19 protein-coding genes are annotated in these 22,081 nt (G+C 66.5%); 4 read left to right on the top strand and 15 right to left on the bottom strand.

Features of this window, described 5'->3' with window-relative positions:
• The first annotated feature begins 124 nt into the window (after positions 1–124).
• Together ACX80Z_RS06325 and ACX80Z_RS06330 are read left to right on the top strand one after the other, a co-directional pair.
• Positions 125–1,060: a carbohydrate ABC transporter permease gene (locus tag ACX80Z_RS06325; RefSeq protein ID WP_459315309.1), complete on the top strand. Its 936-nt coding sequence runs from the start codon at positions 125–127 to the stop codon at positions 1,058–1,060.
• A gap of 2 nt (positions 1,061–1,062) precedes the next feature.
• Entirely contained in the window at positions 1,063–1,977 is a 915-nt protein-coding gene (locus ACX80Z_RS06330) for a carbohydrate ABC transporter permease (protein WP_459315310.1), read from the top strand.
• A gap of 84 nt (positions 1,978–2,061) precedes the next feature.
• Here ACX80Z_RS06330 and ACX80Z_RS06335 read toward each other — a convergent pair whose 3' ends face one another.
• The 6 genes from ACX80Z_RS06335 to ACX80Z_RS06360 form a co-directional block, all read right to left on the bottom strand.
• Positions 2,062–2,433 (bottom strand): glyoxalase superfamily protein, encoded by a 372-nt coding sequence (locus ACX80Z_RS06335; protein ID WP_024476962.1) that lies wholly within the window; start codon positions 2,431–2,433, stop codon positions 2,062–2,064.
• A 165-nt stretch (positions 2,434–2,598) separates the two neighbouring features.
• Entirely contained in the window at positions 2,599–3,810 is a 1,212-nt protein-coding gene (locus ACX80Z_RS06340) for an amidohydrolase family protein (protein WP_459315311.1), read from the bottom strand.
• Positions 3,807–5,171: a formimidoylglutamate deiminase gene (locus tag ACX80Z_RS06345; RefSeq protein ID WP_459315312.1), complete on the bottom strand. Its 1,365-nt coding sequence runs from the start codon at positions 5,169–5,171 to the stop codon at positions 3,807–3,809. Before ACX80Z_RS06345 ends, ACX80Z_RS06340 begins: the two co-directional genes overlap by 4 nt.
• Positions 5,168–6,394, bottom strand: coding sequence for an allantoate amidohydrolase (locus ACX80Z_RS06350; RefSeq protein ID WP_459315313.1), 1,227 nt, complete (start codon positions 6,392–6,394; stop codon positions 5,168–5,170). Before ACX80Z_RS06350 ends, ACX80Z_RS06345 begins: the two co-directional genes overlap by 4 nt.
• Positions 6,395–6,442: 48 nt before the next feature.
• Positions 6,443–8,137: a urocanate hydratase gene (hutU, locus tag ACX80Z_RS06355; RefSeq protein WP_459315314.1), complete on the bottom strand. Its 1,695-nt coding sequence runs from the start codon at positions 8,135–8,137 to the stop codon at positions 6,443–6,445.
• The gene (locus tag ACX80Z_RS06360) at positions 8,134–8,838 is read right to left on the bottom strand and encodes an IclR family transcriptional regulator (RefSeq protein ID WP_459315315.1); all 705 of its coding nucleotides are present in this window, start codon (positions 8,836–8,838) and stop codon (positions 8,134–8,136) included. Before ACX80Z_RS06360 ends, hutU begins: the two co-directional genes overlap by 4 nt.
• Before the next feature lie 110 nt (positions 8,839–8,948).
• Between ACX80Z_RS06360 and hutH the strand changes: the two genes are divergently transcribed.
• On the top strand, positions 8,949–10,526 hold the full coding sequence (hutH, locus tag ACX80Z_RS06365) for a histidine ammonia-lyase (protein ID WP_459315316.1): 1,578 nt from the start codon (positions 8,949–8,951) through the stop codon (positions 10,524–10,526).
• Between the two features lie 5 nt (positions 10,527–10,531).
• On the opposite strand, the gene ACX80Z_RS06370 is transcribed toward hutH, so the two are convergent.
• Complete coding sequence (locus ACX80Z_RS06370) at positions 10,532–11,263, bottom strand: mycothiol-dependent nitroreductase Rv2466c family protein (protein WP_024476929.1); 732 nt, start codon at positions 11,261–11,263, stop codon at positions 10,532–10,534.
• A gap of 168 nt (positions 11,264–11,431) precedes the next feature.
• Here ACX80Z_RS06370 and ACX80Z_RS06375 point away from each other — a divergent pair, with 168 nt between their 5' ends.
• Positions 11,432–12,256 carry a siderophore-interacting protein gene (locus ACX80Z_RS06375; RefSeq protein ID WP_024476930.1) on the top strand — a complete coding sequence of 275 codons (825 nt, stop codon included), beginning with the start codon at positions 11,432–11,434 and terminating at the stop codon, positions 12,254–12,256.
• A gap of 39 nt (positions 12,257–12,295) precedes the next feature.
• Here ACX80Z_RS06375 and ACX80Z_RS06380 read toward each other — a convergent pair whose 3' ends face one another.
• From ACX80Z_RS06380 to ACX80Z_RS06415, 8 genes are all read right to left on the bottom strand, one after another.
• Positions 12,296–13,486, bottom strand: coding sequence for a cation:proton antiporter (locus tag ACX80Z_RS06380; RefSeq protein ID WP_019483563.1), 1,191 nt, complete (start codon positions 13,484–13,486; stop codon positions 12,296–12,298).
• 7 nt (positions 13,487–13,493) lie between these two features.
• Positions 13,494–13,976 carry a cation:proton antiporter regulatory subunit gene (locus ACX80Z_RS06385; RefSeq protein ID WP_019483564.1) on the bottom strand — a complete coding sequence of 161 codons (483 nt, stop codon included), beginning with the start codon at positions 13,974–13,976 and terminating at the stop codon, positions 13,494–13,496.
• A 43-nt stretch (positions 13,977–14,019) separates the two neighbouring features.
• On the bottom strand, positions 14,020–15,933 hold the full coding sequence (locus ACX80Z_RS06390; RefSeq protein WP_459315317.1) for a hypothetical protein: 1,914 nt from the start codon (positions 15,931–15,933) through the stop codon (positions 14,020–14,022).
• Entirely contained in the window at positions 15,863–17,476 is a 1,614-nt protein-coding gene (locus ACX80Z_RS06395) for a hypothetical protein (RefSeq protein WP_459315318.1), read from the bottom strand. The genes ACX80Z_RS06390 and ACX80Z_RS06395 overlap by 71 nt, the downstream gene beginning before the upstream one ends.
• A 149-nt stretch (positions 17,477–17,625) precedes the next feature.
• A complete protein-coding gene (locus ACX80Z_RS06400) occupies positions 17,626–18,699 on the bottom strand; it encodes an NAD(P)/FAD-dependent oxidoreductase (protein ID WP_459315319.1) in 1,074 nt (357 codons plus the stop codon).
• A gap of 141 nt (positions 18,700–18,840) precedes the next feature.
• Positions 18,841–20,043: a glycine C-acetyltransferase gene (locus ACX80Z_RS06405; RefSeq protein WP_459315320.1), complete on the bottom strand. Its 1,203-nt coding sequence runs from the start codon at positions 20,041–20,043 to the stop codon at positions 18,841–18,843.
• 8 nt (positions 20,044–20,051) lie between these two features.
• Complete coding sequence (gene tdh / locus ACX80Z_RS06410; protein WP_116778570.1) at positions 20,052–21,095, bottom strand: L-threonine 3-dehydrogenase; 1,044 nt, start codon at positions 21,093–21,095, stop codon at positions 20,052–20,054.
• A gap of 132 nt (positions 21,096–21,227) precedes the next feature.
• Positions 21,228–21,983: a hypothetical protein gene (locus tag ACX80Z_RS06415; protein WP_459315321.1), complete on the bottom strand. Its 756-nt coding sequence runs from the start codon at positions 21,981–21,983 to the stop codon at positions 21,228–21,230.
• Between the last annotated feature and the right edge of the window lie 98 nt (positions 21,984–22,081).

Here is a 22,081-nt window from a genome sequence, read left to right on the forward strand (position 1 = left end):
AAGCAGAAAAAAGCGGGTACGCGATCGCCGCCTCCAACATGTGCTGCGCCCCCTCCCCCCCCCCCCCCCCCCCCCCCCCCCCCCGGCCCATAACCATTGGCGGTAGAGATATGAGCTATTTACGATGAGCGCACAGCCCGTGTTGGCTGGCCAGTCCACATCACCTGGACGCAAACGCCGCAAACAAAATTCCGACGGTCTGCCTGCCGCCCTCCCCTGGATTGGGCCCGTCCTCCTTCTGATCTTCGCGATCGTGATCTTCCCCGCGGGGTTCATGATCTACAACTCCACACGGGAAATCAGCCAGAGCGGTATCGATCAGGGCTCCGCAGGGTTCGCCAATTTCGCTGATGTGTTCTCTGATCCAAACCTGCCGCGCGTACTGCTGAACACAGTGGTCTGGGTGGTGGTGGTGGTATCGCTGACAGTGCTCCTCTCACTGATCCTGGCCCAGTTCCTGAACAAGCCCTTTCCCGGCCGCACCTTTGTCAGGATGGCAGTAGTTGTTCCCTGGGCGGCCAGCGTGGTGATGACCACCACCGTGTTCTATTACGGCCTCGACAGCAACTACGGGATTATGAACACCTTCATGGTGGACATCGGGATCCTCGACTCGCCGTATGGATTCACCAAAAATGTCCTGCCGGCTCTCGGAGTGGCGATCATTGTGGCGGTGTTCGTGTCAATCCCGTTCACTGCCTATACGTTGCTCGCTGGCTTGCAGTCAGTTCCGGAGGACGCCCTCGAGGCAGCCAAGATGGACGGGGCCGGTCCTTTCCGCACCTACTTCAGCATTGTGCTGCCTCAGCTTCGGGGGGCTCTTGCCGTGGCGGTCCTGATCAACATCATCAACGTGTTCAACAACCTCCCGATCCTCAGGATTATCACTGGATCGATTCCCGGGTATCAGGCGGATACCCTCATGACCTACATCTTCAAGGTGTTGCAGTTTGATCGGCGAGTGGACATTGCCAGTGCCCTCAGCGTGGTCAACTTCGCCATCGTCATTGTGATCGTTGCGGCGTACGTGAAAATCGTCAAGCCGATGAAGGAGGTCTAGGCATGTCGACGACCACGCTCAACGAGTCGGAACGCTCAGCACTGCCCCCAGTGAAAGCACGGCAGAAGCGGTACGGCGCCGATCAGGTCTCCGGCCGCAAAATGGGTCTTCGGATGGTGGTCGGCGCCATCGTCGCACTCGTGTTCCTGCTGCCCTACGCCATCATGCTGGTGGGCTCGCTGAAGACCCGGTCAGAAATCCTCTCTGTGCCACCCGCGTACTTCCCCACCGAGGGCCTGCAGTGGAGCAACTATGCAACCATGTGGGGCACCCCGGAAACGCCGTTGCCCTACAACCTGATCTCCACGATCATCATTGCGGTGTTTGCGACCCTCCTCGTCCTTCTGGTGGCCACCCCCGCGGCGTACTACACGGCCAGGTTCCGGTTCCCGGGCAAGACTGTGTTCTTGTTCCTGGTCATCGTCACCCAGATGCTGCAGCCAGCGGTGCTGACCGCCGGCCTGTTTCGTGAAATGTTGCTGCTGGGGATCAACGACACCTGGCTGGCCATGATTCTGATCAACGCGGCGTTCAACCTCTCCTTCGCGCTGTGGATCATGCACAGCTTCTTGGCGGCGATTCCCAAAGAAATTGACGAGGCTGCCCAGCTGGATGGCGCCGGGAAGCTGACGGTGATGTTCAGGGTCAATCTGCCCCTGGTCTGGCCGGGCATTGTCACCGCCGTCATCTTCACCTTTGTGTCTTCCTGGAACGAGTTCGCGGCTTCCCTGGTGATCATGTCGACCGCGGAGAATCAGCCGCTATCGGTGGCACTGACAAAGTTCATCGGTCAGTATGCCACCTCGTGGCAGTACGTGTTTGGTATCTCAATTGTCGCGATCATTCCGGTGATCATCCTGTTCGCGCTGATCGAGAAGCGTCTGATCGGTGGCCTCACAGCGGGGGCCGTGAAGTAGCGGCGTACTTCCGCGTTCCCTTCCTGTCTCGATCATCTGCCCACCAGGTTCTGTCCCGGTGGGCAGATGATCGTTGGTCTGGGGTCAGGAGTAAGCGGGGAGCTCCTGCAGGGTCCACTCGTTCCCGTCCGGATCCGCGAAGTAGACGAACCGCCCCCACTCCAGTTCTTCGACCCCACGGGCCTGGACACCCCGACCCGTGAGGTACCCCAGGGCGTCATCAGCGTTCGGAACCACGATCATGACCCCTTTTTGCGATCCCGGTGGCATGTCGACCAGACCTGTCCCCATCACGATTGAGCACGCGGAACCAGGCGGAGTCAGTTGGACGAAGCGCACGTGCTCGTCGACCTGCTGGTCGACGTCAGCGTTGAAGCCAACCTGGTCAACGTAGAAAGCTTTGGCCCGGTCCACATCTGTCACGGGGATTGGCACAACTTCCAGCTTCCAGTCCATCATTTCCATTCCTCTCGCTTGGCCTGGCAGATTCCACCGGGTGGCGGATTCTGGCCCCAGCCTAGGACTCCATGCGGTCAGCTTCTGTCCTGGACTGTGCCGTAGTTCGGCCCAGTCGCGTGGAACCCGATTGGCAGGATCGAGCAGTAGGCCATGCGAGAGACGTCAGACGATCCTGGCGCCCTGCTTCCAGACGGCGTGGGTCAGCGGCACCCCCGGCCGGTAGGCCAGGTGGGTGGCAGCCGGTGCGTTCAGCAGTTGCAGGTCTGCCCGGTGCCCGACGGCGAGGGACCCGACCGCGCGGAGGCCGTCGTCGTCGGCCCCTGTCTCCCGGTGCAGCGCCAGCGCGCCGCCGAAGGTAGCCGCCCGGACGGCTTCGTGAACACTCAGCCGCATCTGCAGGACGGCCGTGGTCACGCAGTAGGCCATCGAGGTGGTGTACGAGGTGCCGGGGTTGCAGTTGGAGGCCAGCGCAATCTCGACCCCGGCGTCCAACAATTCGCGGCCGGGGGCCAACGGCTGGCGGGTTGACAGGTCGCAGGCCGGCAGGCACGTGGCCACCGTGCCGCGAACGCCGGAGCCCGAGCCCGGGTCCCAGCCGGACCAGGTGCCGGCGAGCGCGTCGAGGTCCGCCCCGGTCAGGTGGTTTACGTGGTCCACGCTGGCGGCACCGAACTCGACGGCGAGTTGCACTCCCTCGCCGTGGCCCAGCTGGTTTCCGTGGACGCGAAGTCCCAGGCCGCTGTCCCGGCAGGTGCGAAGGATTTCCCGGGATTGCTCCGCGGTGAAGGCGCCCCGTTCGCAGAACACGTCGGCCCAGGTCACAAAGGGGCGGACGGCGTCGAGCATCGGCCCGCAGACCAGGCGGACATAGTCCTCCGGATCGACCCCGGCCGGGACCAGATGCGCACCCAGGTATGTCACCTCGTCGACGACGCCGGCTGCGATGCGGGCGCTGCGGGCTTCGTGGCCGACGTCGAGCCCGTACCCGGTCTTGGTCTCCAGGTAAGTGGTGCCGCCCGCATTTGCTTCGGCGACCCGACCGAGCAGGAGCCGGGTGAGGTCGTAGTCCGAGGCTGCCCGGGTGGCATTGGTGGTGACGGCAATCCCGCCTGCCGCATAGGCTTCACCCGCCATCCGGGCCTCGAACTCGGCGGTGCGGTCTCCCGCGAAGACGAGGTGCGTGTGGCTGTCCACCCAGCCGGGGAGCCCGGCGCGTCCGCCCGCGTCGACCCTTTCGTCTGCGGCCGGCGCATCCGATGCGGCCCCGATCCAGCTGATCCGCTCCCCCTCAAACACCACCGCAGCATCTTTCAGGACGGCCTGCTCGCGGTCCTGCGTCAGCAGTTCACCGATGTTGGTGATCAGCGTACTCATCCGTGTCCCTTCAGGGTGGCGGCCAACAGGGCGGCCGGATCGCCAAGGTCAAGATGTTGCCCGTCCCGGGCGATGACCCGGCCGGCGACGACGACGGCCGTCACGTCGGCGGCCGTGGCGGTGAGCGGCAGCTGGGCGGGATCGGATCCGGCGGTGCGCAGCGATGCCTGGCCGATGCTGACCAGGTCGCACGGACTTCCTACCCTGATGGCGGCCACGGGGGTAGCCATGGAGCGGGAAGCACCGGTGGTTGCGGCGTTCAGCAGGTCGGCGGGGGCAAACCGTCCACGGTGCCCGGAGGCCAGCCGTTCCCCGTGTTCGAGCCCCCGCATTTCCAGCCACGGGTCGATCACAGCATGCTGGTCAGTGCCTAGGGCGATCCGGGCGCCGGCGTCGCGAAGGGCGCGGGCCGGCCCGATGCCGTCGGCGAGGTCCGCCTCGGTGGTCGGGCAGATCACTGCGGTGGCGCCCGCAGCTCCCAACAGGGTGATGTCCTCGGGGGTGAGATGGGTGGCGTGGACCGCGCTGAGTCGGTCGGTGAGTAGCCCGTGCCGGTGCAGCAGTCCGGTGGGTGTGGTGCCGTAATGCTTCAGGCAGTCGGCGTTTTCTGCCGGTTGTTCCGACAGGTGAATGTGCAGGGGGACATCGGCGGGAAGGCCTGCAGCGAGAGCCCGGAGTGCCTGTTCGGGGACCGCGCGAACCGAGTGCAGCGCAGCACCGACGGTAACGAAGGCCGGCTCGAACTGTTCGGCGACGCTCCGGCGGAGGTCGGTGAACCGGCGAAGCCAGGCGTCGGCGTCGGCGTCGCCAAACCGCTCCTGGTCAGGGTTCAGTGGCGCTCCGATACCCCCGGCGAGGTAGCAGGTGTCCAGCAGGGTCAGCCGGATTCCCGCTGTGACCGCCGCGCGGCACAGGGCGAGTTCCATGGCGTGCTTTTCACCGCCGTTGGTGTCACCGCCGTTGGGCCCGTAGGGTTCACCGCCCGGCTGGTGGTGAACATAGTGGAATTCGGCGACGCTGGTCCAGCCGGTGACCACCATCTCGGTGAAGACTGCCGTGGCGAGCCGTTCATAGCTGGCGGGAGTCAGTTGCCGCGCCGCGCGGTACATTTCTTCCCGCCAGCCCCAGAAGTCGCCGCCGTCGTCGTGGGTCCGTCCCCGAAGCAGCCGGTGGAAGGCATGCGAGTGGGCGTTGGCGGCGGCGGGGAAAACCACCCCGACGAGGTCGCGGCGGTCCGCCGGCGCGGCGTCGACGCCAGCCGTCACCGCGGTGATGGTGCCGCCGTCGTCGGCCTCGATGCGGACGCGCGGCTGGATTCCGCGGCCAGCGACCCAGGCCTGCTCGCACCAGAAGGTGATCACAGCAGGTCCTCCAGGACGTCGGCGAGCGCGCTGGCGGCAAGGTTTGCATCGGTGTCCTCAACGAACTCTTCCGGCGAGTGGCTGATGCCCGTCGGGTTTCGGATGTAGACCATGCCGGAGGGTACGTAGCCGGCCAGGACGCCGGCGTCGTGGCCGGCGCCGGTCGGCAGGGCGGGCACCTGGTGCTCGGAGGTGGTGCGGCGGAGGGAGTTCTGGAGCTGGCGTTGCAGGGGCGCGTCGAAGTGGACGGTGCTGCTGAAGGATTCCTCGGTGAGGGTGACCGAGCAGCCTTCGAAGGCTGCGGCCTTCTGAGCCTGGCCATGGATGGATTCCACCAGCGCCGCGGTCACCGAGTCGTCGGGGTGGCGGACGTCGAGCCAGAGGTCGACGCGGGAGGCGATGACGTTGGTCCCGCCCGGCACCGGCTGCAGGCGCCCGACCGTGGCACGCGCGTCGTCCTGGCTGGCGGCGGTCCGGCGGATAGCGAGCACGATCTGCGCGGCGACGACCATCGGATCGGCGCGGTCGGCCATCAGGGTGGTGCCGGCGTGGTTGCCCTGACCCTGGACGGTGAGCCGCCAGCGCCCGTGGCCGAGGATGGACGAGCCGACGCCGACCGGGGAGTCCAGGTCGATCAAGGCCCTGCCCTGTTCGACATGGAGTTCAATGAAGTCGCCGATGGTCCGCAGCGCTTCCTCATCGCGCCCGAGGTGTTTCGGGTCCAGCCCATTGGCGCGGCTGACGTCGGCGAAAGTGTTGCCTGCCGGGTCCTTGAGGTTCCGCACCCGGTCGGCGTCGATGGCACCGGTGAGCAGGCGCGACCCCAGACACGCTACGCCGAACCGGGAGCCTTCCTCTTCGGGGAAAACGGTCACGGCGAGGCCGCGCCGGGGTTCGACGCCGCGTTCCTTTAGTACGTCGACGGCGGCCAGGGCTGCGGCGACACCGAGTGGCCCGTCGAACGCTCCACCCCCGGGCACCGAGTCCAGATGGCTGCCGGTGACCAGCGCGCCGGTGCGGTCCCCCGATTCGGCGTCCCACCAGCCCCACAGGATCCCATTGCGGTCGGTGCTGACCTCAAGACCGAGTTTCGTGGCTTCGGCGGTGAACCATTCGCGCAACTCCAGTTCGGCCGAGGAGAACACCGGCCGTGAATACCCGCCCCGAACGGAGTCGCGTCCGACGTCGGAAATGGCTCCGAGCATGTCACTTACGGTAGTCATAAAAACCTCTCCAGGGCCTGCGGACAGAAGTGCCGGGCCGGTTGATTGTCAGTCTGCCATGGGGATACGGACCCCACGTTCCGCTGCGACGTCGGACGCGCGCTGATAGCCGGCGTCGACGTGGCGGATGACGCCCATGCCGGGATCGTTGGTCAGCAGCCGTTCCAGCTTCTCCGCAGCCAGTGGGGTACCGTCCGCCACCGATACCTGCCCGGCGTGAATGGAACGCCCGATGCCGACCCCGCCGCCGTGGTGGATGGAGACCCAGGTGGCTCCCGAGGACGTGTTCAGGAGCGCGTTGAGGAGCGGCCAGTCGGCGACGGCGTCGGACCCGTCGGCCATGGCCTCGGTCTCCCGGTAGGGGGACGCCACCGACCCGGAGTCGAGGTGGTCGCGCCCGATCACGATGGGGGCGGATACCCTGCCGTCGGCGACCAGCTGGTTGAACAGCAGCCCGGCTTTGGCGCGGTCGCCGTAGCCGAGCCAGCAGATCCGTGCCGGCAGGCCTTCGAACTCGACCAGGTCCCCGGCGGCGTCGAGCCAGCGGTGCAGGTGCTCGTTCCCGGGGAACAGCTCCTTCAGCGCGGCATCGGTAACGGCAATATCGGCGGGATCGCCGGAGAGCGCCACCCAGCGGAACGGCCCCATTCCCTCGCAGAACAAGGGCCGGATGTAGGCGGGGACAAAGCCGGGGAACTCGAAGGCCCGCGCGTAGCCGCCCTGGCGGGCCTCGTCGCGGATGGAGTTGCCGTAATCGAAGACTTCGGCGCCGGCGTCCTGGAAGCCGACCATCGCCTCGACATGGTGAGCCATTGAGGTCTGCGCCTTTTTGGTGAACCCCTCGGGATCACCCTTCGCCTCCCGGTCCCACTCTTCGGTTGACATGCCCTCCGGCAGGTAGCTCAGCGGATCGTGCGCCGACGTCTGGTCGGTGACAATGTCGATGGTGAGCTTCCCGGCCAGGTGGCGGCGCAGCAGTTCGGGGAAGACTTCGGCGGCATTCCCGACGACCCCGACCGACAGTGCGCGTTTCTCCTCTTTGGCTGCCAGCACTTGGCGCAGGCCGTCTTCCAGGTCGGTGGCGACGACGTCGAGGTAGCGTTTGGCGGCGCGGCGCTCAAGGCGGGACCGGTCGACGTCAACAATCAGCACCGCTCCGCCGTTCAAGGTGACCGCGAGCGGCTGGGCGCCGCCCATGCCACCGCACCCGGCGGTCAGGGTCAGCGTGCCAGCGAGGGTGGCGGTCGGGGACTTGCCCAGTTTGCGGGCGACTGCGGCGAAGGTCTCGTAGGTGCCCTGCAGGATGCCCTGGGTACCGATGTAGATCCACGATCCGGCGGTCATCTGCCCGTACATCATCAGGCCCTCGGCTTCGAGCTTCCGGAATTCGGGCCAGGTGGCCCAGTCCCCCACCAGGTTGGAGTTGGCCAGCAGGACGCGTGGGGCCCACGTGTTGGTGCGGAAGATACCGACGGGCTTGCCGGACTGCACCAGGAGTGTCTCGTCGTCTTCGAGGTCCTCGAGGGATCGGACGATGGCGTCGTAGGCTTCCCAGCTGCGTGCGGCACGGCCGGTGCCGCCGTAGACCACCAGGTCCTCGGGGCGTTCGGCGACTTCGGGGTCCAGGTTGTTCATGAGCATGCGCAGGGGCGCCTCGGTCTGCCAGCTCTTGGCGGTGAGGGTGGTGCCCCGCGCCGCGCGGATGGAACGGGTTGGGTCGTGCTGGGTGAACGACTTACTCATGCGGATTCTCCCTGAATTTCGGTGTCTCCCGGGTGGGTGCCGCCGGGAGCGGGGGTGTTGGTGGTGGACGTGTTGAGGATGCTGCGGGCTTCGGCTGCGACCAGTTCGCCGAGCGTGTCGGCCTGCTGCTCGCTGATGCGGTAACTGGGAACCACCACGCTGAGCGAGGCGGCGATCCGGTCACCGATCATCACCGGGGCGGCGACAGCGGTGACGTCGGGTTCAATACCGTTGCGGACCACGACGTAGCCGCATGACGGAGCCTCCCCGGCGAGGACCTTGCCGGCGGCGGTCCCGGTCAGGGGAATGCGACGACCCACCCAGCTGGTGTGTCGGACCGAGTGGGTTCCCTCGCGCACGGCAATGTAGATGCCGTGGCCGTCATCGGCTGGCACGTTCAGGTAGGCGGACTCCCCCGTCCCGCCGACCAGCCGGTCCAGGGCTGCCCCCGCCAGCGAGACCAGGGACTCGTGGCTGAGCGCCTGGGCACCGAGCTGGACGATGCGCATCCCCGGCCGGTACCCGTCGTCGTCCTTCCGGACGAAGCCGGTGGACTCGAGGGTGCGAAGCAGTCGCAATGCTGTGGAGGCTGAGAGCGTGGCGTCCCGGGCGGCGTCGGCCAGGCTGACCACACCCCGGTCACACACGGTGCCGAGGAGGAGTAACGCGCGTTCAACGGTGCGGGTCGATGCGTCGGCCATCTGGTGCCTCCTTTTGACGCTGGGTCTTGCATTGCTGGTCATAATGCATTTCACTTATTGAAACGCTCTTTTCATTCATTGGCAAGACTTCTTGTGAAAGCGGGTCCCAGGTGGGCAGTACCCAGACCGTCAACGTGGGCGTCGGCGCCCTTCGGCCGGACGACGTCGTCGCGGTGGCGCGGCATGGCGCCACGGTCAGCATCCTTGAGGAGTCCATCCTCGCGATGGAAGCGTCCCGGCAGGTGATCGAGGAGCTGGTCAACGACCCCATTCCTCATTACGGCGTGTCCACCGGTTTCGGCGCCCTGGCCACCACGCATATCCCGGTGGCGCAGCGCACCCAGTTGCAGCGAAGCCTGATCCGCAGCCATGCCGCGTCCTCCGGCGCCGAGGTGGACCGCGAGGTGGTGCGCGGCCTGATGCTCGGGCGGCTGTCGACGATGGCTACCGGACGCACCGGGGTCCGCCCGCTGGTGGCCCGGACTTACGCCGCACTCCTCAACGCGGGCATCACTCCGGTGGTTGGCGAGTACGGGTCGCTGGGCTGTTCCGGCGATCTGGCCCCGCTCTCGCACATAGCGCTCGCCCTGATGGGTGAGGGGGACGTGCGGGACAACGACGGCGTCCTGCTGCCCGCCGCGCAGGCGTTGGCCGCCGCGGGGATCACCCCGGTGGAGCTGCGCGAAAAGGAAGGGCTCGCCCTGATCAACGGCACTGACGGGATGCTCGGCATGCTGATCATGGCCTCGGCGGACCTCCACCGGCTCCTGAAAACCGCCGATCTCGCCGCGGCCATGAGCGTTGAGGGACTCCTCGGAACGGACAGCGTGTTTGCCGCCGATATCCACGCGCTCCGCCCCCACCCGGGCCAGATTTCCTCGGCCGCGAACATCCGCCGGCTCCTGGCGGGGTCGCCGCTGATCCAGCAGCATTCGGCCAGTGAACTCAGCGAACACCGCAGCACCCGGGTGCAGGACGCCTATTCGCTGCGCTGCGCCCCGCAGGTCCATGGCGCCGCGCGGTCAACGCTTGCCTACGTCGAATCGGTGGCTGCCATCGAACTGGGATCGGCCATCGACAACCCGGTGGTGACCGTTGACGGTCGGGTGGAGTCCAACGGCAATTTCCATGGCGCTCCCGTAGGGTACGCACTCGATTTCCTGGCGATCGCCGTCGCCGATGTGGCTTCCATGAGCGAACGCCGCACCGACCGTTTCCTGGACAAGGCCCGCAACCATGGTCTGAACCCGTTCCTTGCGCATGATCCGGGTGTCGACTCCGGCCACATGATTGCCCAGTACACGCAGGCCGGGATTGTGTCCGAACTGAAGCGGCTCGCAAACCCCGCCTCGGTGGATTCCATCCCCTCCTCGGCGATGCAGGAAGACCACGTGTCGATGGGCTGGTCAGCCGGTCTCAAACTCCGCCGCGCACTGGACGGGCTGACGCGGGTGCTGGCCATCGAGATCCTCACCTCGGCGCGTGCCCTGGACATGCGCGACGGCGGTCTGGCCACCTCGCGCAGTGCAGTCGGGCCGCACGCGGTGCGCGCGGCCGTCCGTCAGGTGGTCGAAGGACCTGGCACCGACCGGTACCTGGCGCCGGAGATTGAGGCGGTTCGTGTCCTGGTGGACAACGGATCTTTGCTCACCGCGGTGCAGGATGCGCTGGGCGACGCGCTGGCCTAGGCCACCTACTTTTTGGTCCGGCGGCTACCGCCGTGCCAGTCCTCCTGAACACCGGTGTCCCCAGCTGGAACGCCCAGTGCGGGGAGTTGTGGACGCTCTCTGAGGCTGCGCTTCAGCTCTGCGAACCCGGCGAAGCCAGCCAACCCGACGACGTGGTCCCACAGCTGGACTGCCTCGTCATCGCTGGGCAGACGGCTGATGACCGGGCCGAAAAACGCCACCCCCGTGGGCGGCTTGAAGTGGATGATCGGGGTGCCCACATCCTTGCCGGTGAGGGCCAGCGCTTCATCACCTTCGGACTGGATCAGGCTGTCGAACCCTGCGTCGTCGAGCGCAGCAGCCAGGTCGGCAGGCAGCCCGGCACTGGCCAGGATCTGTTCAGCGAACGCACGGGTGCCACGACGGTCTACGGCCGGATCGCCGTCGTCGGGAACTGGGTCCGATTCGAAAATGTGCTTGCCGCAGGCGGCGTAGAAGGCTCCCACCGCCTCTGGCCCCTGCTCGACGCGAGCACGTGCCGCCACCCTGAGCAGCCGGAGCCCTGCTGTGTGCCCGGCCTCGTATTCCGGCGGGAAGTGCGAGGCATAGTCGAGGTGCGAGTTGATCAACCGTAGCGAAATGAATCGCCACTCAACCGCGTAGTCCCGCTGACCCATCACCTGGCGGACCCATTTACTGGTCATCCAGGCGAAGGGGCAGACGGGGTCGAAATAAAAGTTGATGTCGGCGTCGCTCACGCCCCAACGTTAAAGTGCCTCTGCACGTAGGTCAACCATCACGCACCCCTTGGATGCAGTTAATTAGTACATAGCTGGTCAGGCGTTTTTACGGGTCGGGGTAGGGTCAAACTACCTGTTTTCGGGGCCCGGAACCCGGTTCCCTACGAGCTAAAGGAGTTCGACCCCATGAGCGTTGCCCCGGTGCGCAAACCCAAGCCGCAGACTGTTCTGACTGTCCAGAGCACCGAGTGGTTGACCCCAGCCATGGTGCGGGTGGTGGCGGGGGGCGAGGGGTTCACCGCGTTCGGGCGCAATGAGTTCACCGACAGGTACGTGAAGATCCATTTCGCCAGGCCCGAACTCGGTCTGGTGCCCCCGTACGATCACCAGGCACTCCGGGAGACACTCGACCCCGCCGACCTTCCCGTCACCCGGACCTACACTCTGCGCTGGGTGGACTACGCCGCGCAGCGTCTGGCCATCGACTTCGTGGTGCATGGCGACGAGGGACTTGCCGGACCGTGGGCGGCCGCGGCCCAGCCGGGAGACACCCTGGTGGTGACCGGTCCCGGCGGCGGGTACGCTCCCGATACCACCGCCGACTGGCATCTCTTCGCCGCCGATGAAACTGCCATGCCCGCTGTGGCCGCGGCGCTGGAAACACTCCCGGCCGACGCCGTCGGGCTGGCCTTCATCGAAGTGGAAGACGACGCCGACCACCAGGACCTCACCGCTCCTCCGGGTGTTGACCTCGTCTGGCTGTACCGCCGCGGGACCACCGCGGGCACCCTGCTGGCAGCGGCTGTGCGGCAGGCGCGGTGGCGCACCGGCCGGGTGCAGGTTTTTGCGCACGGAGAGCGGGAGGCCATGAAGCAGCTCCGCGATGTCTTCTTCGTGGAGCACGGCCTGAACCGCAGCCAGGTATCACTGTCGGGCTATTGGGCGCTGGGACGGACCGAGGACCGGTTCCAGGCTGAAAAGCGGGAACCGGTCGGCAAGATCCTCGACTGAGCCGTATCCGTGCCGGAGTGCACGAAGGACTTGTGGCCGCTAACCCGCGGGAAGCGGCTCGGGACGGGGTTTGCGCTGCAGCAAGCCCATCGCCGGCTCGACCAGGCGGGCCGCAACCGGACCGATAATCGCGGTCAGCAGCACATATGCGGTGGCCAGGGCAGCCAGTTCCCCGGTCACGGCGCCCGACGCGACAGCCAGCCCGGCGATCACAATCGAAAACTCACCGCGGGCAATCAGCGCCACGCCGGCCCGCGCACGGCCCAGCCGACCTACCCCCTGCCGCCGTGCGGCCCACCACCCCGTCCCGATCTTCGTCAGGGCGGTGATGAAGGCCAGGAGGACCGCGACGCCGAGCACCGGGGGAATCGTCGCAGGGTCGGTGTTCAGACCGAACACGACGAAAAAGATTGCTGCAAAAAGGTCCCGCAGGGGTTCCAGCAGACGGGTGGCGTTGGTGGCTGTCGCTCCCGAAATCGCGATGCCGAGCAGGAACGCGCCGACTGCGGCGGACACCTGCATTGCCGCGGCAACGCCAGCCACCAGAAGAGCCGCACCGAGCACGGTCAGGAGGAAAACCTCACGATCCTTGCTGTCCACCACCGCTGAGACCACGTTCCCGAACCGCAGGGCAATGATGAGCACCACGGTCACGACGACGAGGGAAATTCCCACCGACTGCATGCCACCGGCGAAACTCGCGCCGGCCAGGACGGTGGTCAGAATGGGCAGGTACACGGCCATCGCCAGGTCTTCGAACACGAGCAGGGACAGGATCACCGGGGTTTCCCGGTTACCCAGCCGGCCCAGGTCGGTGAGCACCTTCGCCACAATGCCGGACGACGAAATGTAGGTCACGCCACCCATCACCATCGCCCCCACCGGGCCCCAGCCCAGCAGCAGGGCGACCACGGCTCCGGGCGTGAAATTCAGGACGATATCCAGGACGCCGGAGAGCCAGGACTGCCGAAGCCCGGTCACCAGTTCTTTGGCCGTGTATTCGAGGCCCAGCATGAGCAGCAGCAGGATCACACCAATTTCACTGGCGATCTCACTGAATTCGTTGAGCCCCTCCAACTCGATCAATCCACCGTTGCCGAAAAACAGCCCGCCCAGGAGGTAGAGCGGTATGGGAGAGAGACCAATTCGACCGGCAAGCCGTCCAAGGACACCGAGGCAGAAGAACACCGCCCCCAGTTCGATTAATGTCAGTGCGCTGCTGGCCTCCAAACCAGCCTCAGCCGCCGCTGAGGATATCGGCGGCAGCGTCCAGACCTTCGGCGGTCCCGACGGCAACGAGGAGGTCTCCGGCGTGCAGGGTGAAATCGGGTGCTGGCGATGGCTCGACCCTGCCCTCGCGCAGGGCAGCCACCACGGAGGCACCGGTGCGGGTTCGCATCCTGGTTTCGCCGAGCCGGTAGCCGTCGAACGGCGACCCGCTGATAATCAGGAACTGGCGGGTGTTCACACCGGGAAGATCCCGGTGCTCTTCGGTCAGCTGGGCCACCAGTTGGTGGGCGCCGAGCAGGTTACCCAGGGTTGCGGCTTCGTCGGCCGTCAGTGGAATGGATACCAGGCAGGCGTCCGGGTCGTCCTGCCTGGAGATGATCAGGGCGGTTTCACCATCACGCTGGGTGACAGTTCCGATGCGGCGCCCCGAGGACGTCACAATGTCTTTGCGCATGCCAATGCCGGGCAGCGGCGTCTTATCGACCTTCATAGCGCTAATTCTAGACCTGTGGGGCCCCGGCGTTTACCTCTTCCTAAAGGCGAAACGGTGGCCGTAACCGGAGCTGGATGCCTTGCTCCGCACTCCGGCCATCGGGGCCGGTCAGCCGGACGGTGATCCGATCCGGTGCCGCCGGGCTGTACACCCAGTACTCCCCCGCCCGTGAGGGATACCGCCCCACCTGGGTCCGGGTGGACGCCGCCTCGGGAGCCGCCACCGGAACCTCCTCAAGATTGCCGTCAATGACCACCAGCCTGGGTGGCCGCCCCGGGAATGGCCGCCCCGGGAAAGGCCCACTGGCACGGGGCCGCAGGGTCACCCGCAACCGGAACGAGCCAGCAGGAGTGGCCGCAGGAGGCGTACTGCTCTGCCACTCAGCGAGCACCCCGGTCAGGGGCTGCCGACGAGCGAGGGCGAGTCCGTTGATTTCCGGCGCCGGCAGCAGCGATCCGGGTGGGACTGTCACGGTTTCGGTGCTGGTCCGGCCCAGCGGATCGGTGATGGTCACCCTCACCTCGATGATGTCCCCGGGGTCGGCCCGGCGGAGGAGTGCCCGATAGCCGGTCGGCGCTCCGGCGAGGGCTTCAATTCGCCAGAATCCCGATCCGGTGGTGGGTGCCACCTCGGTCACCAACCCGAGTTGTTCGGAGGAGTCGATTAACGCGGCCCCGAGGGGGACGTTTGCGGCGACGGAAATCCGGTGGGTGCCCAGCGGGCTGCGCACGGCCGGGGCCCGGCTGGTCCAGCTGACCAGCACCTCCCCGGGACCGCCCGCACCGGGTGCGACGGTCAGCGCAGAGAGGTCGGGGGGCCCTGCTGGGGGTACCACCACCCAGGCGGCTGAACTCGCATCCGAGCGGTCGCCGAGGATGCCGCGGGATGGGTCGTCGCTGCTCCAGACGGTGGCCCGGTACCAGAGCCGTTTCCAGGAACCGTCAGGGACGTCGAACCCGTCCAGGGTCCGGATCCCGCCGGGCGCCGGGCCCGCACCGATGGTCCACCCGGGTGTGCTTGCGGACACGGCTGCCACGGGCGGTCCCATGGTGCCCAGTGATGCGACAGCCTCGTCCACCCGGACCCGGTGCAGTTCCACCCGGGTCACCGCTGCGCCGTCGCGCGCACCGACCAGCACCCGGGCCTTATAAACACCCGCATCCTCCACCGCATGGAGCTCAAGGGTCGGTGGGGCAGGCTGGGACCGGCGCGGAACCGCATAGGCAAACCATTGGTCGGCCGCGTCAGGCCCGGACGGCCAGGGCGCCTCGACCTGGCCGGCGCTGACTCCGATGATCACAAAGGCGTGAATGTCGGTGGTACCGCGGGGCAGCGTCACATCGGCGGATGTCCCGGAGACCAGGGTGGCGTTGCGGCGGGTGAAGGCGCGTCTGGAGGGATCGTTGTTGAAGACGTCCTTCATCGCCTCGAGCCGTTGGGACAGCGGGGCCTCCAGATCAGCCGGTGGCAACCCGGCGTTCTGCAGTAACTTGGTCTCGGTGGATTCGTAGATGGCGTAGCCGGCCACCGACCCGGCGGACGACCAGGACAGGCGTGCATGAGATTCCCCGTTCGCGTCGGGGAGGCTACCCAGGGCCACCGTTGGCAGGGTGTTCATGACAACTGCTGGTGGGCGTGGATCCGAGGTCGTCACGACGCTGGGATCCGCCGGCCAGGCGCCCCACCGTTGGGGTAGGACCCGTTCCCTCCCGATAGCCCACAGCGCCAACCCGATATGGCCCGATGCATCAAAGTCCAGGCTGAAACCGGGAATCCGCAGACGGTATCGCCGTTCCCGCTCCCCCTGCCCCGCGGGGCCCATCTCCACCACCGCGTCGCCCGCAAGATTCAGGCCCGTCAGGGTCATCCCCCCGCCGGAGCCTTCATCGCCAACGAAGACGACGTCGGCAAACGCCCCTCCCCCACCGAGGCTGCGCTGCAGCCCACCGGGCACCGAGGTATCGGGGGGTTGCGAACCGTGAAGCGGTGCGGCGAAGAGTCTGCCAGCAAACCGGATCGCCAGCGGGCCCCTGGCGGACCAGTCCCACAGGAACTCGACCTCCAGTTGCGCGGCAACGAGGCTCCCCGCCGTCGGGCCCGGGAAGCCTGGCCTGTACCGAGAAGCGTTGGCCCGGGCCGACGTTGACGGACAGCGTAGCCCCTGTCGTTGGCGCACCGCCGTCGACCCGCCATTCGGTGGTGGCCGCTGTTGCCGTGTCGACGTCGAGAGTGAGGACAACCGTCGTCGTCATGCCCGCGACGGTTTCAGAGTCGACGCGCAGGCGCGGCGAGGTGGCCGGGACGGTACCCGTGGTGGTGCTGACGGTGCGAAGCTGGGCGTTGGTACCACCGCCCGGGACCGTGGCGAGGGCCGACGTCGTCAGGGTGAGGGTGGCGGTCTGTGGAGTGCCGCTGGTGTCCCTGACGGTGATGACGATGTTTCGGCTCGCGTCGGTGGAGAGATCGATGTCGGTGACCCTGCCGGCCGGCTGTGCAACGCCGTCGACGGTGATGGTGAAGGTGTAGGGGGCCAGCCCGCCTTCAACGTCGGCAACCATCCGGGTGAGAGGGGGCAGGGTGACGGTGCGGGTGCCGCCGGTACCGACCGGCGAGTAGCAGCGCCCGGCCGCATCGTAGAAGCGCGCCCCGAGTTTGAGGGCTCCTGCGCCCTGGTAGGCGACGGTCAGGTCGAAGTCGCCGGACACCCCGGAGCTCGCGCCGAAGCCGATGAGGAGGTTTTTGGCACCGGCGTCGACGCAGAGGTCGCGGGCGCCGTTCGGAGCCACGAAGAGCCGGATTTCGGGGAGATAAAGGCCCTGCCATTCGGCGCCCAGGTTGAGCAGGTCGAGGACGTCGGGTGGGGTGGCGTCACCGGAGAGATCGAGCATGCCGGAGCGGAACCCGAAGCCGACCACGTCGGTGGACCCGATGAACGCGAACGGAGGCTGCATGGTGACGAAGGAGGCAATGGCGGGATCGTCGGTGCCGGTGTCGCCGAGGCCCAGGAACCTAGCGTCGGTGCCGCCGTCGTCGCCGAAGATCTGGAAGTCGACGTCCGGCAGGGTGAACGTGACGTCAGGATTCTGCGGATCCGGGACCAGCTCCCCCGGGCTGGGATGCTTGGCTCCGCGCAGGAACGGGGCTTTCAACACAATATTGCTCAGGCTCAGGTCGAGGGTGAAGTCCTCCCCGCCCAGTCCCGGGACCTGCAGTTCGAAGCTGAGGGTGGTGTTGCGGACGTCAATCCACGAGTTTTCACCGAAGGCGTCCGCTCCACCTGCGGTCGCGGCGGGGGTCCAGACCAGACGTTTGCTGCCGACGTCGACGCCCAGTTTCAGCCCGGCAGCGAAGGACACCGAGCCGGTGACGGTCACACCGCCGGGGTTCGAGGGGGTTTGCTGATCGTCGACGGTGAACTCGTCGAGGGCTTCCCCGAAATCCCCGAGCTCCGTGCCATCACCGAGCAGGGGTGTGAGTGTATCCAGTAGTGAAGGCATTGCCCAGCTCCTCAGCGGATATCCAGCACGTCAGAATGGAACGATTATGGACCCGCAGTAGAAACTCGACAACCAAAACTCTTGGTTATTCAAAACGTATGTGTTAATTTATCCGATTGTATTTTTGGGCCGGCCCTTTGGGGTCGGGTTTAGCGGGTCGGGCGCAGCGTGTCGGCCAGCAGCGGGACGTTGCTCTCCTCGCCCAGGATCAGTGCGGCCGCCAGTTCAGCAATCCCCGACGACGTCTGGAAACCGTAGCCGCCCTGGCCAGCCAGCCAGAAAAACCCGGCGGCTTCGGGATCAAACCCGACCACCGGCAACCCGGCTTTGGTCGAGGTTCGCAGCCCGGTCCAGGCGCGGTCGATTGAGGTGATTCCCAGGGTGGTCGCCTCATTCAACCGGTGCAGTAACGCCGTCAGGTCGGCGGCGACCGGTTGGGCGTCCTCGGGAACGCTTGGCACCGATTCGCAGGGCGAAATCAGGGCACCTGCCCCTTCGCGCCGGAAATAGAAGCTGTCGTCGGCGGCCGCGACCATCGGTGTTCCCGGTGCCAGCTCGCCGGTCATGCGCACGACGGCGGCGGTCCGGCGGTAGGGCCGGAGCCCCTGGATTTCCACTCCGGAGATTACCGCAACCTCATCGGCCCACGCCCCCGCGGCGTTCACGAGGACCGCTGAATGAATGGCGTGCGCGTCGGCCCCGACATTCCACCCGTTTTTCAACTGTTGGGCCGAGTGGATCTTGGCCCCGGTAAGGACCGTGACACCGGCGTTGAGCGCTACCTGCCGGTGGTGGTCGATCAGGGCAGCGGAATCGAGCCCCACCGAGGTGGTGTCAATGCCCGCGGCGGCGAACGTTTCCGGCCGGAGCTGCCGGCACAGGGACAGCGCTTCCTGGTGGCTGATCGCGGTCATGGCGCCACTGGAGCGTTCAGCGACGTCCTGCTCGGATCCGATCAGCATGAAGCTGCGCGGCGCAAGGAGTTGGAGGTTGTGGTCTTTTTCGGTGGTGCGCAGCAGGTCGAGGGTGCGAGTGGTGAGCTGCTGCACCGCGGGAGGTCCGTAGCTGGGGATGAGTTGCCGGGCCGATCTGGAGGAGGCGTGGTAGGCGAGCTCCTGTTCGGCCTCCACGAGGATCACCGTGCAGTGCCCGGCGAGCCGCGAGGCCAGGGACAGCCCGGCGATGCCGCCACCGACAATCAGAACATCAGCGTTGAGTGCCATGCCTGCAGCCTACCCGGCGGCCCGGGTCGATTCCGGGAGGACAGCAGTTCGGTGAGCAATACGGACGCCGGGGGCGTGTCACCGAACCGGGTTCACGACGCCGGCCGGGCTGGCTGGTGCCGGGGCTGGGCAGTTCGCTGGCTAGGTGGCGGCCGCGACGTCGTCGCGCGCCCCGATGAAGGCCTGCACACACGCCTCGATGTCCTCGGCGCTGTGGGCGGCGGACAGCTGCACCCGGATCCGGGCGGCACCGCGAGGCACCACAGGAAAACTGAACGCCGTAACAAACACGCCGCGAACCAGCATGGCGTCGGCGGCCTTGGCCGCCCGCGCGGCGTCGCCGAACATCACTGGGATGATCGCGTGCTCGCCGTCGAGCAGTTCGAAGCCTTCCTCGGTCATCCGGCGCCGGAACAGTGCCGAGTTTTCCTCGAGTTGCGCCCGCAGGTCGGCGCTGTTCTGGACCAGGTCGAGGGCGGTGAGGGTGGCGGCGACGATTGACGGTGCCAGGGAGTTCGAGAACAGGTACGGCCGGGCACGCTGGCGAAGGAGCGCGACGATCTCGGCGTGCGCTGCGACGTAGCCACCGGATGCCCCGCCCAGTGCCTTCCCGAAGGTACCGGTGTAGATGTCCACCCGGTTGGAGACTCCGGCGTGCTCGGGCGTGCCGGCCCCGGTTTGGCCCATGAAGCCGACCGCATGTGAATCATCCACCATGACCATCGCACCGTACTGCTCGGCGAGGTCGCAGATGGCCTCCAACGGAGCGAGGTAACCGTCCATCGAGAACACACCGTCGGTGACGATCAGGGTCCGGCGGGCTCCTGCGGCCTCCTTGAGCTTCGCTTCCAGATCGGTCATGTCACGGTTGGCGTAGCGGTACCGCTGGGCCTTGGACAGTCGGATGCCGTCGATGATCGACGCATGGTTCAGCGCATCAGAAATCACCGCGTCTTCGGCGGTCAACAGGGACTCGAAGACACCACCGTTGGCGTCGAAGCACGAGGAGAACAGGATGGTGTCTTCGGTGCCAAGGAATTGTGACACCCGGGCCTCGAGTTCCAGGTGGAGATCCTGGGTGCCGCAGATGAACCGGACGGAGGCCATACCGAAGCCGCGGTCATCGAGCGCCTGTTTCGCGGCGGCGATGATGTCCGGGTGATCGGCCAATCCCAGGTAGTTATTGGCGCAGAAGTTCAGTACCCGCTGGGGGGCGCCGTCGAGCGTTGCCGCTTCAATATGGTTGGACTGCGGGGAGGAAATCCGCCGCTCATTCTTGAACAGACCCGCGCTGCGGATACCGTCCAGCTCCTCGGTCAGCTGATCCTGAATGCTCGTGTACATGATGCTCCTTAGAATCCGGTCCAGTCCAGGACCACTTTGCCGCTGGCCCCGTTGCGTGCTGTATTAAAGCCCTGCTGCCACTGCGACGCGGGCAGGGTATCGGTAACCACGCTCGAGATCGCCTGCTGCAGAATTGGGTTGGACTGCAGCATGGCGCTCATGGCGTACCAGGTTTCGAACATCTCGCGGCCGTAGATGCCCTTCAGGGTGAGCATGTGTGTGACCATCTTGGCCCAGTCGATGGTGATATCGGCTGACGGCAGCCCGAGCATGGCGATCCGGCCGCCATGGTTCATGTTGTCGATCATCTCCGGCAGGGCCGTGGGGTGGCCGGACATCTCCATGCCGACGTCGAACCCTTCCCTCATCCCGAGCTGGCGCTGCGCGTCAACGATCCGGGTGGTGCTGACGTTCACGGCCAGGTCAGCACCGACGGTGAGTGCCAGATCGAGCCGGGGCTGGAAGACGTCGGTGACGGCAATGTAGCGAGCGCCGGCGTGGCGGGCGACGGCGGCAGCCATCAGTCCGATTGGTCCGGCCCCCGTTATCAGCACGTCCTCGCCGACGAGGGGGAAACTCAGGGCAGTGTGGACTGCGTTGCCGAAGGGGTCGAAAATGGCGCCCAACTCGGGGGTGATGCCTGCGGGGTGCACCCAGACGTTCGGTTCAGGTATCACCACAAACTCGGCGAAGGCGCCGTCGCGCTGTACGCCGACGCTGGCGGTCCTGATACACATTTGACGGCGACCGGCGCGGCAGTTGCGGCACGTTCCGCAGACGATATGGCCTTCACCGGAGACCCGGTCGCCCACCTTGACGTCTCGCACGCCGTTGCCGAGTTCAACCACTTCACCGTAGAACTCGTGCCCCGGAATCAGGGGTGCGTTGATGGTGCTGGCGGCCCATTGGTCCCAGGACTCGATGTGAAGATCGGTGCCACAGATCCCGGTGGTCATCACGCGGATCTTGACTTCGCCGAGGCCCGGCGTCGGTTCGGGCCGGTCGACCAGTTCGAAACCGGGGTGCGGACCGGACTTGTAAAGCGCCTTCACTGAGGGGTTCCTTCCACCCGCACGCGGTAGGTAAGCGTGGTACGCCCCGGCGCGTGCAGTTCATCCTGGACGGTGCTGTGGCACCATCGTCAGCGTATCAGCCGGGTTGCGGCAAAGCCGGGTTGCGGCTGGCTAGTCCTGCAGCGCCACGCACATCACCGATGCGTCGTCCGCTGTTTCGCCGATCTCCTGCTGGGTGATGCGCAGGGTCAGCATGAGCTCTTGTGCACCACCGGGGGTGCTGACCGCATCGAGGAAAGCCTCGGGGCCCGCCACCAGGCCCAGATCGACTGCCCGCCAGGCACCATCCGAAGCGAGCGCCACGGTGTGCGCTTTCCCTACTGTCACCAGTCTGGCTCGCTCGGCTGCTTCGGGTTCCCGCCGGGCCACCCAGACGCCGTGCTCGGTATTACGGTCCCGCCGGGCCTGCAGGTGGTCGGCGCGTGTTCCGGTGGGTTCGCTGATCGGAACTCCAGCGTGCAGCCAACTTCCGTCGTACCGGCGGGCCACGAAGTGGCAGTCGGCGAGGCTGAGCACCTGGACGCCGTCGTCGTCGGCGGTCACCAGGGAGACCGCAGCGCTGGGGAAAAAGTGGGACCGAGCGCCGACCAGCCGCTGCCCGAGCGCATCAACGGTTTTCAGTGCCGCGGCCAGAACCTCGCGGGGATCCGCGGGGCCGGCGTGTTCAGCCAGCGCGAGGTTGAGGACCTGCGCGTACCAGGACGGGTTGGATGCCCCGGGCAGGTCGATCTCTGCCAGCAGGGACGTGGCGCCGTCAATCATCCACGCGGCGTTGCGCCGGTAGCCGCAGGCGTCTTCCATGATGTGGTTATCGCCCTCGGTCTGGACACGGGACAGGTGGGTCCAGACCGGCTTCTCAGCGCTCACCGTCGGCCAGCCTGTTCGCCACGAGGATCCTTTCAGGGAGAAACGGTGAGCAACCTGGACGTTCGCAGAGGTAATGTTGCCCCCTTTTTGTCCAGATT

Source organism: Arthrobacter sp. TMT4-20, assembly GCF_054510775.1.

Coding starts and splice junctions, on each gene's coding strand:
- ACX80Z_RS06350 (WP_459315313.1), bottom strand. CDS start 6,394: ATGACTACCGTAAGTGACATGCTCGGAGCCATTTCCGACGTCGGACGC.
- ACX80Z_RS06395 (WP_459315318.1), bottom strand. CDS start 17,476: ATGCCTTCACTACTGGATACACTCACACCCCTGCTCGGTGATGGCACG.
- hutU (WP_459315314.1), bottom strand. CDS start 8,137: ATGAGTAAGTCGTTCACCCAGCACGACCCAACCCGTTCCATCCGCGCG.
- ACX80Z_RS06335 (WP_024476962.1), bottom strand. CDS start 2,433: ATGGACTGGAAGCTGGAAGTTGTGCCAATCCCCGTGACAGATGTGGAC.
- ACX80Z_RS06340 (WP_459315311.1), bottom strand. CDS start 3,810: ATGAGTACGCTGATCACCAACATCGGTGAACTGCTGACGCAGGACCGC.
- ACX80Z_RS06360 (WP_459315315.1), bottom strand. CDS start 8,838: ATGGCCGACGCATCGACCCGCACCGTTGAACGCGCGTTACTCCTCCTC.
- ACX80Z_RS06385 (WP_019483564.1), bottom strand. CDS start 13,976: ATGAAGGTCGATAAGACGCCGCTGCCCGGCATTGGCATGCGCAAAGAC.
- ACX80Z_RS06405 (WP_459315320.1), bottom strand. CDS start 20,043: ATGTACACGAGCATTCAGGATCAGCTGACCGAGGAGCTGGACGGTATC.
- ACX80Z_RS06375 (WP_024476930.1), top strand. CDS start 11,432: ATGAGCGTTGCCCCGGTGCGCAAACCCAAGCCGCAGACTGTTCTGACT.
- ACX80Z_RS06400 (WP_459315319.1), bottom strand. CDS start 18,699: ATGGCACTCAACGCTGATGTTCTGATTGTCGGTGGCGGCATCGCCGGG.
- ACX80Z_RS06325 (WP_459315309.1), top strand. CDS start 125: ATGAGCGCACAGCCCGTGTTGGCTGGCCAGTCCACATCACCTGGACGC.
- ACX80Z_RS06330 (WP_459315310.1), top strand. CDS start 1,063: ATGTCGACGACCACGCTCAACGAGTCGGAACGCTCAGCACTGCCCCCA.